The sequence below is a fragment of the Streptomyces sp. NPDC086549 genome (assembly GCF_044746205.1).
In the GTDB taxonomy this organism is placed as follows: Bacteria; Actinomycetota; Actinomycetes; order Streptomycetales; family Streptomycetaceae; genus Streptomyces.
In genome coordinates this window covers 1-13,682 of record NZ_JBIVBS010000006.1, presented here as the reverse complement: position 1 = coordinate 13,682, position 13,682 = coordinate 1, and the positions used below count along the sequence as shown (strand labels likewise).

The window sequence follows — 13,682 nt, the reverse complement described above, 5'->3', positions numbered from 1 at the left end:
CCCTCCTGTCACACGGCTCCCGCCGGCCCCTCGTCACCGCACCACGACCACCGACGAGCCGTGCCCGAACAGCCCCTGGTTGGCCGTGATGCCCACGCGCGCGCCGTCGACCTGCCGGTCACCCGCGGCCGCCCTCAACTGCCAGGTCAGCTCGCAGACCTGGGCGAGCGCCTGGGCAGGCACCGCCTCTCCGAAGGAGGCGAGCCCGCCGCTGGCGTTCACGGGTATGCGCCCGCCCGGGGCCGTCGCGCCCTCCCGCAGGAGCTTCGCGGCCTCGCCTTCGCCGCACAGCCCGAGATCCTCGTACCACTGCAACTCCAAGGCGGTGGACAGGTCGTACACCTCGGCCAGGGAGAGGTCGGCGGGGCCGATGCCCGCCTCCTCGTAGGCGGCCCTGGCGATGGACGCCCGGAACGTCTCGCCCGGCGGCTCCACCGCCAGTGCCGAGTCCGTGGCGATGTCCGGCAGGTCCAGGACCGTACTGGGATAGCGGGGCGTGACCGTGGACACCGCCCGGATCCGCACCGGTCGCGGCACGCCGTGTCGACGGGCGAAGTCCAGGCTGGACAGCACCAGTGCGGCACCGCCGTCGGACGTCGCGCAGATGTCGAGCAGCCGCAGCGGATCGGCCACCACGGCGGAGGCGGCGACCTCCTCGGCCGTGACCCGCTTGCGGTAGCGCGCATACGGATTCAGCGCCCCCAGGGCGGCGTTCTTCACCTTGACCAGGGCGAAGTCCTCCGGGGTGTCGCCGTGCACCGCCATCCGCCGCCGCGCGTACAGCCCGAAGTACGCCGGATTCGTCGCCCCCAGCAGCCGGAAGCGCAGCCAGTCCGGATCGTCGGGCCGGTCGCCGCCGGCCGGCCGGAAGAACCCCTTGGGCACCGCGTCCGCACCCACCACGAGGACGGTGTCCGCGAGTCCGGCGAGGATCTGCGCCCGGGCCGCGGCGACCGCCTGCGCACCGGACGCGCACGCGGCGTACACGCTGGTCACCCGGGCTCCCTGCCAGCCCAAGGCCTTCGCGAACGTCGCGCCCGCGACATACCCCGGATATCCGCCACGCACCGTGTCCGCGCCGACGATCGAGCCGATGTCCTGCCACCGAAGGCCCGCGTCCGCCAACGCCGCGCGTGCCGCCGCCGCCCCGTACTCGACGAAGCCGCGCCCCCTCTTCCCCCAGGGGTGCATGCCCACGCCGAGCACCGCCACGTCCACCGTCATGCCGTCACCCCCGTCGGCCGCCAATTCCAGGTCGTCCAGGTCGTCTCCGCGTCCTCGTGAAGCACTCCAGGGGCGACCTCCACCTCCATGCCCACCGTCAGATCGGCGACGGTGACGCCCGGAACCGCCTGTCCCAGCACCACGATCCGCTCGGACTCCAGCTCCACAGCGATCAACGCGTACGGCTCCCACGGCAGTTCCGGATCGCTCACATAGGGTGACGGAGGCCGGTATCTGCTGTCCGTGTACGACCAGATCCGCCCGCGTCGCGAAAGAAGGACCTCTTCCAGGTCGCCGCCAGGGCACCCCGGGTTGCGGCAGTGCGTGTCCTCGCGCGGGAAGAAGACCGAGGTGCAGGCCGAACACCGGGTGCCGAGGAGCCGGAACGCCTCCCCCTCACCGGTGAACCAGCCGGAGACCGCAGGTGTGCGTGTGCGCGTCACAGCCCCTCCAGAACACTTGATCTGACGGAACGTCAGAAGTGTGCCACGGGCAACCGTGAATCGTCAGGCCGCGAGGGAGAACCGGACGGCCCCTTCCGGCGTCGTGGTATCGGGAGGGGCGGCCGGGGCCGACGGGGGTGGCTCCGGCCGCCCCTCCCGCTCTGCGCCGCCAAGCCCCGGGCAGCTTCCGGAAGACGTCGTTCCTGTGATCGGATACAGTCCGCGCGTGTCCGAAAACCAACACTCAACTACCAACTCTGCTCAGGACTCGCACTGTTCGAGCTGCGGAGCGCCATACGGGGAGGGAGTCTCCGGCTGGCCCCGCACCTGCCCGGCCTGCGGGGCCATCGCCTACCGCAACCCGCTGCCCGTCGCGATCGCCCTCCAGCCCGTGTACGACACGAAGGGCACCGCCCTGGTCGTCATCACCCGCACCGTCGCCCCCGCGCGCGGGGGCATCGCGCTGCCCGGCGGTTACATCGACGACCGTGAGGACTGGCGACAGGCCGTCGTCCGCGAACTCAGGGAGGAGACGGGCATCGACGCGGCGAGCCGCGACGTACGGCTCGTCGACGCCATGAGCTCGCCCGACGGGCACCTGCTGCTCTTCGGGCTCCTCCCGGAACGCCCGGCCGACCTGCTCCCGCCGTCCGACGCGACGGACGAGACGGAGGGCTGGCACCTGCTGCGCAGGCCGGAGGAACTCGCCTTCCCGCTGCACACGCTCGCCGTGCGGGCATGGTTCGAGGGCCGGTACTGAGCCCGGCGCTCACCCCAGCCCGCGTATGCGCACCGAGTGGGGCGGCTCGCTCGCGCCGTCCTCACCTTCCCGCGTGACCACCACCCGCCGGCCTTCCCAGCGGGCGACGTAGCGCTCGATCTCCGGCTCGTCCCACCCGTCGCCCGCATCCGGCACGACCAGCCCGCCACCGGTCCGCCCCCGGACAGGTGCCCACACCTCCAGCTCCAGCCCGCCGTCGTCGCCCCGCACGGGCACGACGGCCCCCGCGCGCGCGAGCACCGGAATCCGCGACAGCGGAGCGTCGATCAGAACCTGCCCCGGGCCCTCGTGGACCCGCTCCGTCACCGTGTCGTACCAGCGCCCCCGGGGCAGTTGCACCGCACGCCGGTCCGCGCCCGGGTCGAGCACCGGCGCGACCAGGAGGGAGTCGCCCAGCAGGAACGCGTCCTCGCAGTCACGCAGCGCCCGGTCCTCCGGCGTCCCCCACCACAGCGGCCGCACATACGGTGCGCCGGTACGCCGGGCCACATGCGCCAGCGTCACGAAGTACGGCAGCAGACGCCGGCGCTCGACCAGCGCCACGCGCGCGTGGTCCAGCACCTCGGCGCCGAACTCCCAGGGCTCCCTGCGCCCCGCCCGCGCACTCGCGTGCGTCCGGAACAGCGGCAGGTACGCGCCGAGCTGGAACCACCGCAGATACAGCTCCGGCGAAGGGCTTCCGTCGAACCCGCCCACGTCCGGCCCCGCGTACGGCACCCCGCACAGCCCGAGGCCCATGACGAGCGACAGGGACGCCCGCAGCCCCGGCCAACCGGTGGCCACGTCCCCGGACCATGTGCCCCCGTAGCGCTGCATTCCGGCCCAGCCGGAGCGCGAGAACAGGAACGGCCGCTCCCGGGGGGACAGTTCACGCAGCCCTTCGTAGGCCGCCTTGGCCATGCACAGCGCGTACACGTTGTGCGCCTCCCTGTGGTCGCCGCCGCGGCCCTCCAGGGAGTGCCGCGCCGAGCGCGGCAACGTCGACTCGCCGAAGGCGTTGAAGGACGTGGGCTCGTTCATGTCGTGCCAGAACCCGGCGAAACCCTGCGCGAGCCGCTCCTCGTAGAGCCCGCCCCACCACTTCCGCACGCGCGTGTGAGTGAAGTCCGGATAGACCGACTCTCCGGGCCACACCACCCCCTGCACCGTCCGCCCCGAGGCGTCCTTCACGAAGGCGTCCACGGCCGTCCCGCTGTCGTACACGGCGTTGCCCGGCGCGGCCTTCACGGCGGGATCGACGATCGACACCAGCCGGATCCCGTCCCGCCGCAGCTCCTCCGCGAGCCCAGGCAGCTTCGGGAAGTGCTCGTGGTCGACGGTGAACACCTGGTGCGCGTCGTGATGGTCGATGTCCAGATGGACGGCGTCCAACGGCAGGCCGCGCTCCCGGTAGCCCGCGACGATCCGCCGCACCTCCTGCTCGCTGCCGAAGCCCCAGCGCGCGTGGTGGTGACCGAGCGCCCACACCGGCGGCAGCGCGGGCGCCCCGGTCAGCGAGGCCCAGGCGTGCAGCACGCGCGCGGGGGTACCCACGATCACCCAGCAGCGCAGGGGGCCGCCCTCCATCCGCAGCTCGCACCGTCCGGCCCGGTCGTGCCCGGACCCGGCGCCCTCCTCGCCCTCCCGCAGCGTCACCGTCCCGTCCCACGAGGAGTCGTGGAACACCAGGTGCGTGGCCGCGTCGGCCACCACCAGCTGCACGGGCATCGTGATGTACAGCGGATCGTCACCGGGGCCGAAGGCGTGCCCGGGGTCGGTGTTCCACAACCGGTACGTCCCGTCGCGCAGCCGGAGCCCCGCCGCACGGCCCCCCAGCCCGAAGTAGCGCGCGTCGGCGGCGACCTCCGACCGCTGCATCCAGCGCGCCGTGCCACCCCCGACGGGCTCCCACCACCGCGGCGGCAGGTCCCGCCGCAGCGTCACACCGCCCGGCGTGCACACCTCGACCGCGCCGTGCCGCGAGACGACGACCGTCGCCCGCTCCGCCACGACCCGCCAGCCGCCGTCCTTGTCCGGCTCCAGGACCGCCCGTGGATCCGGCTCGGGGCACCGCCCCGCCAGCGCGTACGACGGCTCGGGACCGGCCCCGTCCCAGCCCCAGAAGACGGCCCCGTTCACGGCGACCACGATCCTCAGCTCGGACCGGCTGAAGCGGATGACACCGCCCCCGGGCCCAGGCTCCGCGCCCTGCACCGACCCGGGCACCCGCGCACGCTCGACACCTCGCGGCGGCAGCCCGACGGCGTCGGCACGCCTCCTCCGCCACGCGGCCAGTACGGTACGCAACCCCCGAGCCGCCCTCGTCGAACCGACCACCTTCACCGAACGCACCAGGTCACGACCGTCCATGCTGCTCACCCTGCCACTGACCGCCCCACACACGCGTGTCGTTCAACTGCCGTTCACCTGTGCCGGGAGCACATCTTCACGACACGGACTATGTGGGGGGCACCCTGGTGTGGAAGTCGATCACATGGCATCGTCCCTGTCAGCCGCGTCACGCGCACAACCCAGCCCGTGCGCGAGCGACGCACACGACGCGCACAGTCCGGGAGCCGCCCCCATGTCGACCGAGAACCCCCTGCCGCTCTGGCAGCCAGATCCGGCACGCATCGCCCAGGCACGCATCACCAGGTTCCAGGCCTGGGCGGCACAACACCACGGAGCCCCGTCCGAGGGCGGCTACCCGGCACTGCACCGCTGGTCCGTCGACCAGCTGGAAACGTTCTGGAAAGCCGTCACGGAATGGTTCGACGTACGGTTCTCGACGCCCTACGCGCGCGTGCTGGGCGACCGCACGATGCCCGGAGCGGAATGGTTCCCCGGGGCGACCCTGAACTACGCCGAGCACGCCCTGCGCGCCGTGGCCACCCGCGCGGACGAACCCGCCCTCCTGTATGTCGACGAGACCCACGAGCCGCGCCCGGTGACCTGGTCCGAGCTGCGCCGCCAGGTGGGCTCCCTGGCCGCCGAACTGCGCGCCCTCGGAGTACGTCCCGGCGACCGCGTCAGCGGCTACCTCCCCAACATCCCCCAGGCCGTCGTAGCCCTCCTCGCCACGGCGGCCGTGGGCGGCGTCTGGACCTCCTGCGCGCCCGACTTCGGAGCCCGCAGCGTCCTCGACCGCTTCCAGCAGGTCGAACCCGTCGTCCTGTTCACCGTCGACGGCTACCGCTACGGCGGCAAGGAGCACGACCGCCGCGAGATCGTCGCGGAACTGCGCCGCGAGCTGCCCACCCTGCGCGCCGTCGTCCACATCCCCCTCTTCGGCACCGAGGCGCCCGACGGCGCCCTGGAGTGGTCGGCCCTGACGTCCGCCGACACGGAGCCCGTCTTCGAACAGGTCCCGTTCGATCACCCTCTGTGGGTGCTCTACTCCTCCGGCACGACCGGCCTGCCCAAGGCCATCGTCCAGTCGCAGGGCGGCATCCTGGTCGAGCACCTCAAGCAGCTCGGCCTGCACTGCGACCTGGGCCCCGAGGATCGTTTCTTCTGGTACACCTCGACCGGCTGGATGATGTGGAACTTCCTCGTCTCCGGCCTGCTCACGGGCACGACGATCGTCCTGTACGACGGCAGCCCCGGCTACCCGGACACGAGCGCCCAGTGGCGGGTCGCCGAACGCACCGGAACCACCCTGTACGGCACATCGGCGGCGTACGTCATGGCCTGCCGCAAGGCGGGCGTGCACCCGTCCCGCGATTTCGACCTCTCCAAGGTGCAGTGCGTCGCGACCACCGGCTCGCCGCTGCCGCCCGACGGGTTCCGCTGGCTGCACGACGAGGTCCGCGACGACCTGTGGATCGCCTCCGTGAGCGGCGGCACGGACGTGTGCTCCTGCTTCGCGGGAGCAGTGCCGACGCTCCCGGTGTACACCGGCGAGCTCCAGGCGCCCGGCCTGGGCACCGACCTGCAGTCCTGGGACCCGAGTGGTGAACACCTCGTCGACGAGGTGGGCGAGCTGGTGGTCACCAACCCCATGCCCTCGATGCCGATCCGCTTCTGGAACGACCCCGACGGCAGCCGCTACCACGACAGCTACTTCGACACCTACCCCGGCGTCTGGCGCCACGGCGACTGGATCACCGTCACCTCACGGGGCTCCGTCGTCATCCACGGCCGCTCCGACTCCACGCTCAACCGCCAAGGCGTGCGCATGGGGTCGGCCGACATCTACGAGGTCGTCGAGCGCCTCCCCGAGATCAAGGAATCGCTGGTCATCGGCATCGAACAGCCCGACGGGGGCTACTGGATGCCGCTCTTCGTGCACCTGGTCCCGGGAGCCGTCCTCGACGAGGCCCTCCTGAACCGCATCAAGCTGGCCATCCGTGAACAGCTCTCTCCGCGCCACGTCCCCGATGAGATCATCGAGGTGCCCGGCGTGCCGCACACCCTGACCGGAAAGCGCATCGAGGTCCCGGTCAAGCGCCTCCTCCAGGGCACTCCCCTGGAGAAGGCCGTCAACCCCGGCTCCATCGACAACCTGGCCCTGCTGGGCTTCTACGAGGACCTGGCCCGCAAGCGCGCCTGACCTCCCCGGACCATCCGGTCAGCCTCCATAGGTGGCCTCGGACTCGCCGAGCACGGCGGCGAAGTCCGAGGCCAGCCGCACCGCGTCGGCCGGCTCCAGGCCGGCCGCGGAGATCCGGACCCCCGGCTCCGACGACAGCCGGAACCGCGCCCCCGCGGCCACCCACCAGCCGTACGACCGCAGCCCGTTCACCACGGCGGACTCGTCCCGCACGGGTACCCACAGGTTCAAGCCGCTCGCCCCGTGCCAGGCGATGCCCCGCTCTGTCAGCTCCCGCCCGAGGGCCCTGCGGCGCAGCGCGTACGTCTCCTGCGCGCGTGCCACCAACGCGCGCGTGCCGTCGTCCGTCATCAGGCCGAGGACGGTTTCCTGGAGCAGATGGCTGACCCAGCCGGACGTCAGCAGCAGCCGCCCGTCGTGCCGGGCGAGCGTGACGCCGTCACAGGCCGCCGCGGCCCACCGCAGGTCCGTCCCCAGGAACTTGCTCACCGTCCGCACGTGCACCCAGCGCGGCAGCCCCGCGCCGGTCAGCGAGTGCAGGGGAGCATCGCCGACCGCGGACGCGTGGTCGTTCTCCACGACCAGCACGTCGGGCTCGCCCCGCAGCACGGCGACGAGCGCGTCCCTGCGCGCCACGGAGAAGCATCCGCCGTACGGATTCTGCGCCCGGGGACTGCACACCACGGCACGCACCCCCGACCGCAGCGCCGCACGCAGGGCGTCGGGACGTACACCCTCGTCGTCCACGGCCACCGGGACGCTCCGCAGCCCCAACGCCGTGACGAGGTCCAGCAGATGGTGGTACCCGGGATCCTCCATGGCCACGGCGTCCCCGGGCCGCAACTCCACCGACAGCAACCGGCCGATCAGATCGAGCGCCCCGTGCGCGAAGGTCACGTGCTCGACGGGTACGCCATCCGGCCGGAGCCAGTCCCGCACGGCCTCCTCCAGCCGTGCCAGGCGCGGGGTGGAGCGATGGGAACGGGCACCGGGGGACAGCCGGGAAGGCGGTACGAGACCGGGGAGCAGCTCCGGGTCAGGATGACCGCCGGCCAGGTCCCGCAGCCCCTCCGGGACCCTCGGCGGCCGCCGCGAGGCAACGGCCGGGGCCGGTGCCACCACGGTTCCGCCACGGCCGTGCGTCGCCACGATGCCCCGCTGCCGCAGGTCCTTGTACGCCGTGGCGACCGTGCCCGGACTCACCCCGAGCTCGTCCGCGAGCCGACGTACGGGCGGGAGGGCGTCGCCCGGAGCCAACGCACCCTCGGCCACGCCCCGTTCGACGGACGCGGCAATTCCCTTGGCGGTCGTACCGCTGATCACATATTGTGTTACCACGTTAGTGAGTATGTATCAATACATAATCTCGAACAAGGGGGAGCAGTGAACGCGAGGCCCCGCGCCGCCGCACGGTCGAAACGTCTACCCGGAGGCCGCGACGGGCGCAGAATGCTCGCCATCGCCCTCGTCGACCGCACGGGCAGCGGCCTGTGGGCGTCCGTCTCCGTCCTGTACTTCACCTACGTCTCAGGCCTCTCCGTAGCCGAAGTCGGCACCCTTGCGGCCGTCTCCGGCGCCATCGGCATCGCCGGAGCACCCCTGGGCGGCCGCATCGCAGACCGGTTACCGATCACCCGCGTCCTGATCGCACTCCAACTCGTGCGCGCCCTCGCCTCCTTCGCCCTGCTCACCACCCACGACTACGCCCTGCTCCTTGCCTACTCGGCCGTCGGCAGCCTCGGGGACCGGGCCGCGAACGTCCTGACCAAGCTCTATGCCACCCGCGTCGCCGGACCGGACCGAGTCCGCTACCAAGCCGTCAACCGCACCGTCGCCAACGCCGGCTGGGCCCTGGGCGGCCTCGCCGCCGCGGCCGCCCTCGCCCTCGGCACCACCACGGCATACCGCTGGCTCCTCGCCGGTGACGCCCTGTCCTTCGGTGCCGCCGCGCTCCTCACCCTGCGCTGCGGCGAACCTCCGTCGCCCTCCCGTATCGCCGCGACCTCGAAGGACGCCGCCCCGACGACGAGGCCGGCCAACCCCTGGCGCGACCGCACCTATCTCGCCTACGTCGCGACCGAGACGGTGCTCAGCCTCGACGACGCCGTCTTCAAGATCGGTCTGTCTCTGTGGATCGCCCACACCAACCACGCGCCACACGGGCTCGTGGCCCTGCTGCTGGTGCTCAACAGCGTGATGGTCGTGGCTTTCCAGGTCCCCTTGGCCCGCTTCGGCGCCACCACTGCTGCCGCCCGCACCCTCCTGATCCCGCTCGCGGGCGCATTCGCCCTCGGCGGCATCACGATGGCGCTCTCGGCCGGCGGGGGTGCCTTCACCACCACGCTCTTCCTCACCGCATCGGCCATCGCCTTCACCCTGGCCGAGATGCTGCGCGCCACCGTCTCCTGGGAACTCTCCGTGGCGCTGGCCCCCGGCACCTCCCAGGGCGCCTACCTCGGTGTGCACGGACTCGCCCAGTCCGTGCAGCGCAGCCTCGGGCCACTCGCCGTCACCGCGGCCATCGCCACCGGTCCCATCGGCTGGACCGCGTTCGGCGCGACCATCGCCGCGACCTGCGTCATTCAGCACCGCCTGGTCCGCGAGCGCCTCCAGCGACCCCCGTTGTCAGTGCTGCCGGTTACTGTGAGTGAGTATTGATCGACTGTGCACAGGGGGAAACATGGCGCACACCGCCCACCAGACCATGCGACGCGTCCTGCGCCGCGAAATCGCGGGCACCATCGGCCTGCTGACCGACGAGCACGACTTCCGCGCCATGCGGCGCTACCGCAGCTTCACCTTCGACGACCACACGACTTACCTCGAACAGATGGAGGCACTCCTCAGGACCCGCGCCGCACAGGGCACTCACACCACACTCGCCCTGTTCGACCCGGAGGAATACGCCGCGTTCTGCGCGGAGACCGGCCTCGACCCGGACATCCCCGCCAGCCGCACACGCTTCACGGCGGAACTCGCGGCCACGGGCGCTACCGTGCCGTACGAGGGACAGGCCCTCACCGACCTGGTGCCCGCCCTCGTCGACGAGGCCGTCCGACAGGCCACATGGGAGTACGCGAGCACCCTGCTGGCACGCGTCGGCCCCTGCGCCACCTGCGGCGAGGACATCGGCCGCGCCGCCTTCACCCACGCAACCGACCTCCTCGCCCGCATCCTCGAAACAGCCTCGCCCGGCGACCGACACCTGGTCTGCAGTGTCTCGGGCACCCCGGAAACCCTCGTCGCCGTCCTCCACGCAGACAAGGACACCGACGGCGCCACACACCTGGACGAGGCGGAAGCCCTCGAATTCACCACCGTCCTCGCCCTGGGCCTCGCCACCCGCAGCCCCGGCGGACTCGTCATGCGCACCAGTGCCCCGAACACCGCCGACCGCGTCTACGGCTGGCGCCTGCGAGGAAACGGCCTGGAACCCCTCACCGCGGGCGAAGTCTTCGACGCCTACTGCACCGACGTCGAGTCCGGCGACCTCATCTCCCCCGAATCCAACGTCGACTACTGCGTACCGCCCGATCTCGGGCAGGGGGAGACACCGCGACACCGTCACTGAACACACCAGGGGCGCCCCACCGTAAGGCGGAGCGCCCCTGAAGGAACCGCTGTCGGCGGTCAGACGTGCCTACTCGCCGGACAGCACCGCCCGGGCCGCGTCGCGCGCCTCCTCGGCGCTGTCCGCGGCCCGCGCCGCCGCCGCAGCCCGCTCGCACTGGGCCAGCGTGTGCTTGGCCAGCGTCGCCCGGACATAAGGAATGGACGCCGCACCCATGGAAAGAGAGGTGACACCCAGACCCGTCAGCACACAGGCGAGCAGCGGGTCGGACGCGGCCTCACCGCACACACCACAGCTCTTGCCCTCGGCCTTCGCCGCCTCCGCGGACAGCGCGACCAGGTCGAGCAGCGCCGGCTGCCACGGATCCTGCAGACGCGACACCGCACCCACCTGACGGTCCGCGGCGAACGTGTACTGCGCGAGGTCATTGGTCCCCAGTGACAGGAACTCGACCTCCTGCAGAATCGAGCGCGCCCGCAGAGCGGCCGACGGAATCTCCACCATCGCGCCGAACTTCGCCCGCAGCCCCGCCTCGCGGCAGGCGTCGGCGAACGCCTTGGCGTCGGCCCGGTCGGCCACCATCGGGGCCATCACCTCGAGGTAGACCGGCAGACCATCCGCGGCCTTCGCGAGCGCAGTCAGCTGCGTGCGCAGGATCTCGGGGTGGTCGAGCAGCGTCCGCAGACCCCGCACGCCGAGCGCCGGGTTAGGCTCGTCCGCGGGGGTCAGGAAGTCCAGCGGCTTGTCCGCACCAGCATCCAGGACACGCACGACGACACGGCCCTCGGGGAACGCCTCGAGAACCTTCCGGTAGGAGTCGACCTGCTTCTCCTCGGACGGCGCGTTCTTGCTGTCGTCCAGGAAGAGGAACTCCGTACGGAAGAGACCGACGCCCTCGGCTCCGGCTTCTACGGCGGCCGGCACATCCGCCGGACCACCGACGTTGGCCAGCAGCGGCACCTTGTGCCCGTCGGCGGTGGCACCAGGCCCGGTCGAAGCCGCCAGAGCGGCCTTGCGCTCGGCCGCCGCGGCCTCGAGCTGCGCCTTCTTCTCCTCGCTCGGGTTCACGAAGATGTCGCCGGTGCTGCCGTCGACGGCGATCACCGTGCCTTCGGCGAGCTCACCGGCACCCGGCAGCGCGACCACAGCCGGAACACCCAGCGCCCGCGCCAGGATCGCGCTGTGGCTGGTCGGCCCGCCCTCCTCGGTGACGAAACCGAGCACCAGGGTCGGGTCCAGCAGAGCCGTGTCGGCAGGAGCGAGATCACGGGCCACGAGCACATAAGGCTCGTCACTGTCCGGGACACCCGGCATGGGCACCCCGAGCAGCCGGGCGACAATACGATTCCGCACATCGTCGAGGTCGGCCACGCGACCGGCGAGATACTCACCGGCCCCCGCCAGCAGTTCCCGGTATGCGGCGAACGCGTCGTACACGGCGCGCTCCGCCGTGCTGCCGACAGCGATACGCCGATCCACGTCCGCGATCAGCTCGGGGTCCTGAGCCATCATGGCCTGCGCCTCGAGCACCGCCTGGGCTTCGCCGCCCGCCAGGTTGCCGCGCGCGATCAGGTCGGCCGCCACGGCTTCGACGGCCTGGCGGGCGCGCCCCTGTTCGCGCTCCGCCTCCTCCGCCGGGATCTGCTTGGCAGGCGGTTCCAGCACCGCCGTTCCCATGTGCCGAACCTCGCCGATCGCCACACCGTGGCTCACGCCGACGCCTCGCAGCGTTGTCTCCATCTCACCCGTCTCCGATAGTGCGGCGGGTCCCGCCGCCGCGGTGGTTGTCCTACTTGCCGTCGCATGACGGCACTGACGTCACTTCCAGACGAAGAGACTGTCGCCGGCCTTCACATCGCCGTCGTCACGGAGATCGGCGAGGGACTCGGCCGTGGCCTCCAGCGCAACGACCGGGCACACCGGAGACTTCCCGGCGGCCTCCACGGCGGCCGGGTCCCAGCGCACGATGCCCTGCCCCCGCGTCACGGTGTCGCCCTTGTTGACGAGCAGTTCGAAGCCCTCGCCGTTGAGCTGCACGGTGTCGATGCCGAGGTGGGTGAGCACTCCGTGTCCCCGCTCGTCGACGACGACGAAGGCGTGCGGGTGCAGGGAGACGATGACGCCGTCCACGGGCGCGACCGCCTCGGAAGGCTCACGCACGGGGTCGATCGCGGTGCCCGGGCCGACCATGGCCCCGGAGAAGACCGGATCCGGCACGGATGCCAGTCCGATGGCGCGTCCTGCAAGAGGGGACGTCACGGTGGTCATGGGAAGCCTCCCAGGGGTGGAGCTGCATAAAAGGGCCGTCGCCGGTTGTCCCGGACAGCACGCTGAGCAGCAGGGTATGCCAGATGAACTACGGGTTCCGCACGAAGCTACCAGCTAGTGGTCTAGACCACCAGCCCAATGGATTTGCACCCTCTTCCAGGCCCCGTGTACAGTCGTACTCCTGCTTGGGGTCGAGTGGCGCGACTAAGCGCCCTTGCTGAGCAGCAACCAACTTGTCAGATCCTATCTCGGGGTCTCCTTCTGCATGTCTGCGGAGGGGTGGTCAGAGAGACGGAAAAACACTGATAGAGTCGGAAACGCAAGACCGAAGGGAAGCGCCCGGAGGAAAGCCCGAGAGGGTGAGTACAAAGGAAGCGTCCGTTCCTTGAGAACTCAACAGCGTGCCAAAAATCAACGCCAGATATGTTGATACCCCGTCTCCGGTCATCATGACTGGGACGAGGTTCCTTTGAAATAACACAGCGAGGACGCTGTGTGCGAGGGGACTATTCCTCCTCTCGCACCGCTCTCGTGGTGTTCATCCCGCAGTTTTTAATTAAACGCAGCCGGGAAAACATTCACGGAGAGTTTGATCCTGGCTCAGGACGAACGCTGGCGGCGTGCTTAACACATGCAAGTCGAACGATGAAGCCCTTCGGGGTGGATTAGTGGCGAACGGGTGAGTAACACGTGGGCAATCTGCCCTGCACTCTGGGACAAGCCCTGGAAACGGGGTCTAATACCGGATAACACCCTCGCAGGCATCTGCGAGGGTTAAAAGCTCCGGCGGTGCAGGATGAGCCCGCGGCCTATCAGCTTGTTGGTGAGGTAATGGCTCACCAAGGCGACGACGGGTAGCCGGCC

At 70.9% G+C, this 13,682-nt stretch carries 10 protein-coding genes and 1 rRNA gene; 5 read left to right on the top strand and 6 right to left on the bottom strand.

Going from position 1 to position 13,682, the window contains the following annotated elements; translation table 11 throughout:
- Positions 1-33: 33 nt before the first annotated feature.
- On the bottom strand, positions 34-1,224 hold the full coding sequence (locus tag ACIPSA_RS20315) for a lipid-transfer protein (protein ID WP_402636757.1): 1,191 nt from the start codon (positions 1,222-1,224) through the stop codon (positions 34-36).
- Positions 1,221-1,667, bottom strand: coding sequence for a Zn-ribbon domain-containing OB-fold protein (locus tag ACIPSA_RS20310; RefSeq protein ID WP_402636755.1), 447 nt, complete (start codon positions 1,665-1,667; stop codon positions 1,221-1,223). Before ACIPSA_RS20310 ends, ACIPSA_RS20315 begins: the two co-directional genes overlap by 4 nt.
- A 226-nt stretch (positions 1,668-1,893) precedes the next feature.
- Between ACIPSA_RS20310 and ACIPSA_RS20305 the strand changes: the two genes are divergently transcribed.
- A complete protein-coding gene (locus ACIPSA_RS20305) occupies positions 1,894-2,427 on the top strand; it encodes an NUDIX domain-containing protein (protein ID WP_402636753.1) in 534 nt (177 codons plus the stop codon).
- 9 nt (positions 2,428-2,436) lie between these two features.
- Here ACIPSA_RS20305 and ACIPSA_RS20300 read toward each other — a convergent pair whose 3' ends face one another.
- Positions 2,437-4,797, bottom strand: coding sequence for a glycoside hydrolase family 31 protein (locus ACIPSA_RS20300; protein ID WP_402636751.1), 2,361 nt, complete (start codon positions 4,795-4,797; stop codon positions 2,437-2,439).
- A gap of 214 nt (positions 4,798-5,011) precedes the next feature.
- Between ACIPSA_RS20300 and ACIPSA_RS20295 the strand changes: the two genes are divergently transcribed.
- Complete coding sequence (locus ACIPSA_RS20295) at positions 5,012-6,979, top strand: acetoacetate--CoA ligase (protein ID WP_402636749.1); 1,968 nt, start codon at positions 5,012-5,014, stop codon at positions 6,977-6,979.
- 18 nt (positions 6,980-6,997) lie between these two features.
- Here the strand turns inward: ACIPSA_RS20295 and ACIPSA_RS20290 are convergent, their stop codons facing one another.
- Entirely contained in the window at positions 6,998-8,317 is a 1,320-nt protein-coding gene (locus ACIPSA_RS20290; RefSeq protein WP_402636746.1) for an aminotransferase class I/II-fold pyridoxal phosphate-dependent enzyme, read from the bottom strand.
- Positions 8,318-8,428: 111 nt separating this feature from the next.
- Here ACIPSA_RS20290 and ACIPSA_RS20285 point away from each other — a divergent pair, with 111 nt between their 5' ends.
- Complete coding sequence (locus tag ACIPSA_RS20285; protein WP_402636743.1) at positions 8,429-9,637, top strand: MFS transporter; 1,209 nt, start codon at positions 8,429-8,431, stop codon at positions 9,635-9,637.
- 22 nt (positions 9,638-9,659) lie between these two features.
- Complete coding sequence (locus ACIPSA_RS20280; protein WP_402636740.1) at positions 9,660-10,550, top strand: hypothetical protein; 891 nt, start codon at positions 9,660-9,662, stop codon at positions 10,548-10,550.
- 69 nt (positions 10,551-10,619) lie between these two features.
- Here the strand turns inward: ACIPSA_RS20280 and ptsP are convergent, their stop codons facing one another.
- Positions 10,620-12,290: a phosphoenolpyruvate--protein phosphotransferase gene (gene ptsP / locus ACIPSA_RS20275; protein ID WP_402636737.1), complete on the bottom strand. Its 1,671-nt coding sequence runs from the start codon at positions 12,288-12,290 to the stop codon at positions 10,620-10,622.
- Positions 12,291-12,368: 78 nt separating this feature from the next.
- The gene (locus tag ACIPSA_RS20270; RefSeq protein WP_402636734.1) at positions 12,369-12,818 is read right to left on the bottom strand and encodes a PTS glucose transporter subunit IIA; all 450 of its coding nucleotides are present in this window, start codon (positions 12,816-12,818) and stop codon (positions 12,369-12,371) included.
- 577 nt (positions 12,819-13,395) lie between these two features.
- Between ACIPSA_RS20270 and ACIPSA_RS20265 the strand changes: the two genes are divergently transcribed.
- Positions 13,396-13,682: ribosomal RNA gene (locus tag ACIPSA_RS20265) — 16S ribosomal RNA — on the top strand; the annotation flags it as partial.

What these genes read in the sequence shown, in the direction of transcription:
- ACIPSA_RS20315 (WP_402636757.1), bottom strand. Translation starts at nt 1,224, where the DNA reads ATGACGGTGGACGTGGCGGTGCTCGGCGTGGGCATGCACCCCTGGGGG.
- ACIPSA_RS20300 (WP_402636751.1), bottom strand. Translation starts at nt 4,797, where the DNA reads ATGGACGGTCGTGACCTGGTGCGTTCGGTGAAGGTGGTCGGTTCGACG.
- ACIPSA_RS20295 (WP_402636749.1), top strand. Translation starts at nt 5,012, where the DNA reads ATGTCGACCGAGAACCCCCTGCCGCTCTGGCAGCCAGATCCGGCACGC.
- ACIPSA_RS20285 (WP_402636743.1), top strand. Translation starts at nt 8,429, where the DNA reads ATGCTCGCCATCGCCCTCGTCGACCGCACGGGCAGCGGCCTGTGGGCG.
- ACIPSA_RS20280 (WP_402636740.1), top strand. Translation starts at nt 9,660, where the DNA reads ATGGCGCACACCGCCCACCAGACCATGCGACGCGTCCTGCGCCGCGAA.
- ptsP (WP_402636737.1), bottom strand. Translation starts at nt 12,290, where the DNA reads ATGGAGACAACGCTGCGAGGCGTCGGCGTGAGCCACGGTGTGGCGATC.
- ACIPSA_RS20270 (WP_402636734.1), bottom strand. Translation starts at nt 12,818, where the DNA reads ATGACCACCGTGACGTCCCCTCTTGCAGGACGCGCCATCGGACTGGCA.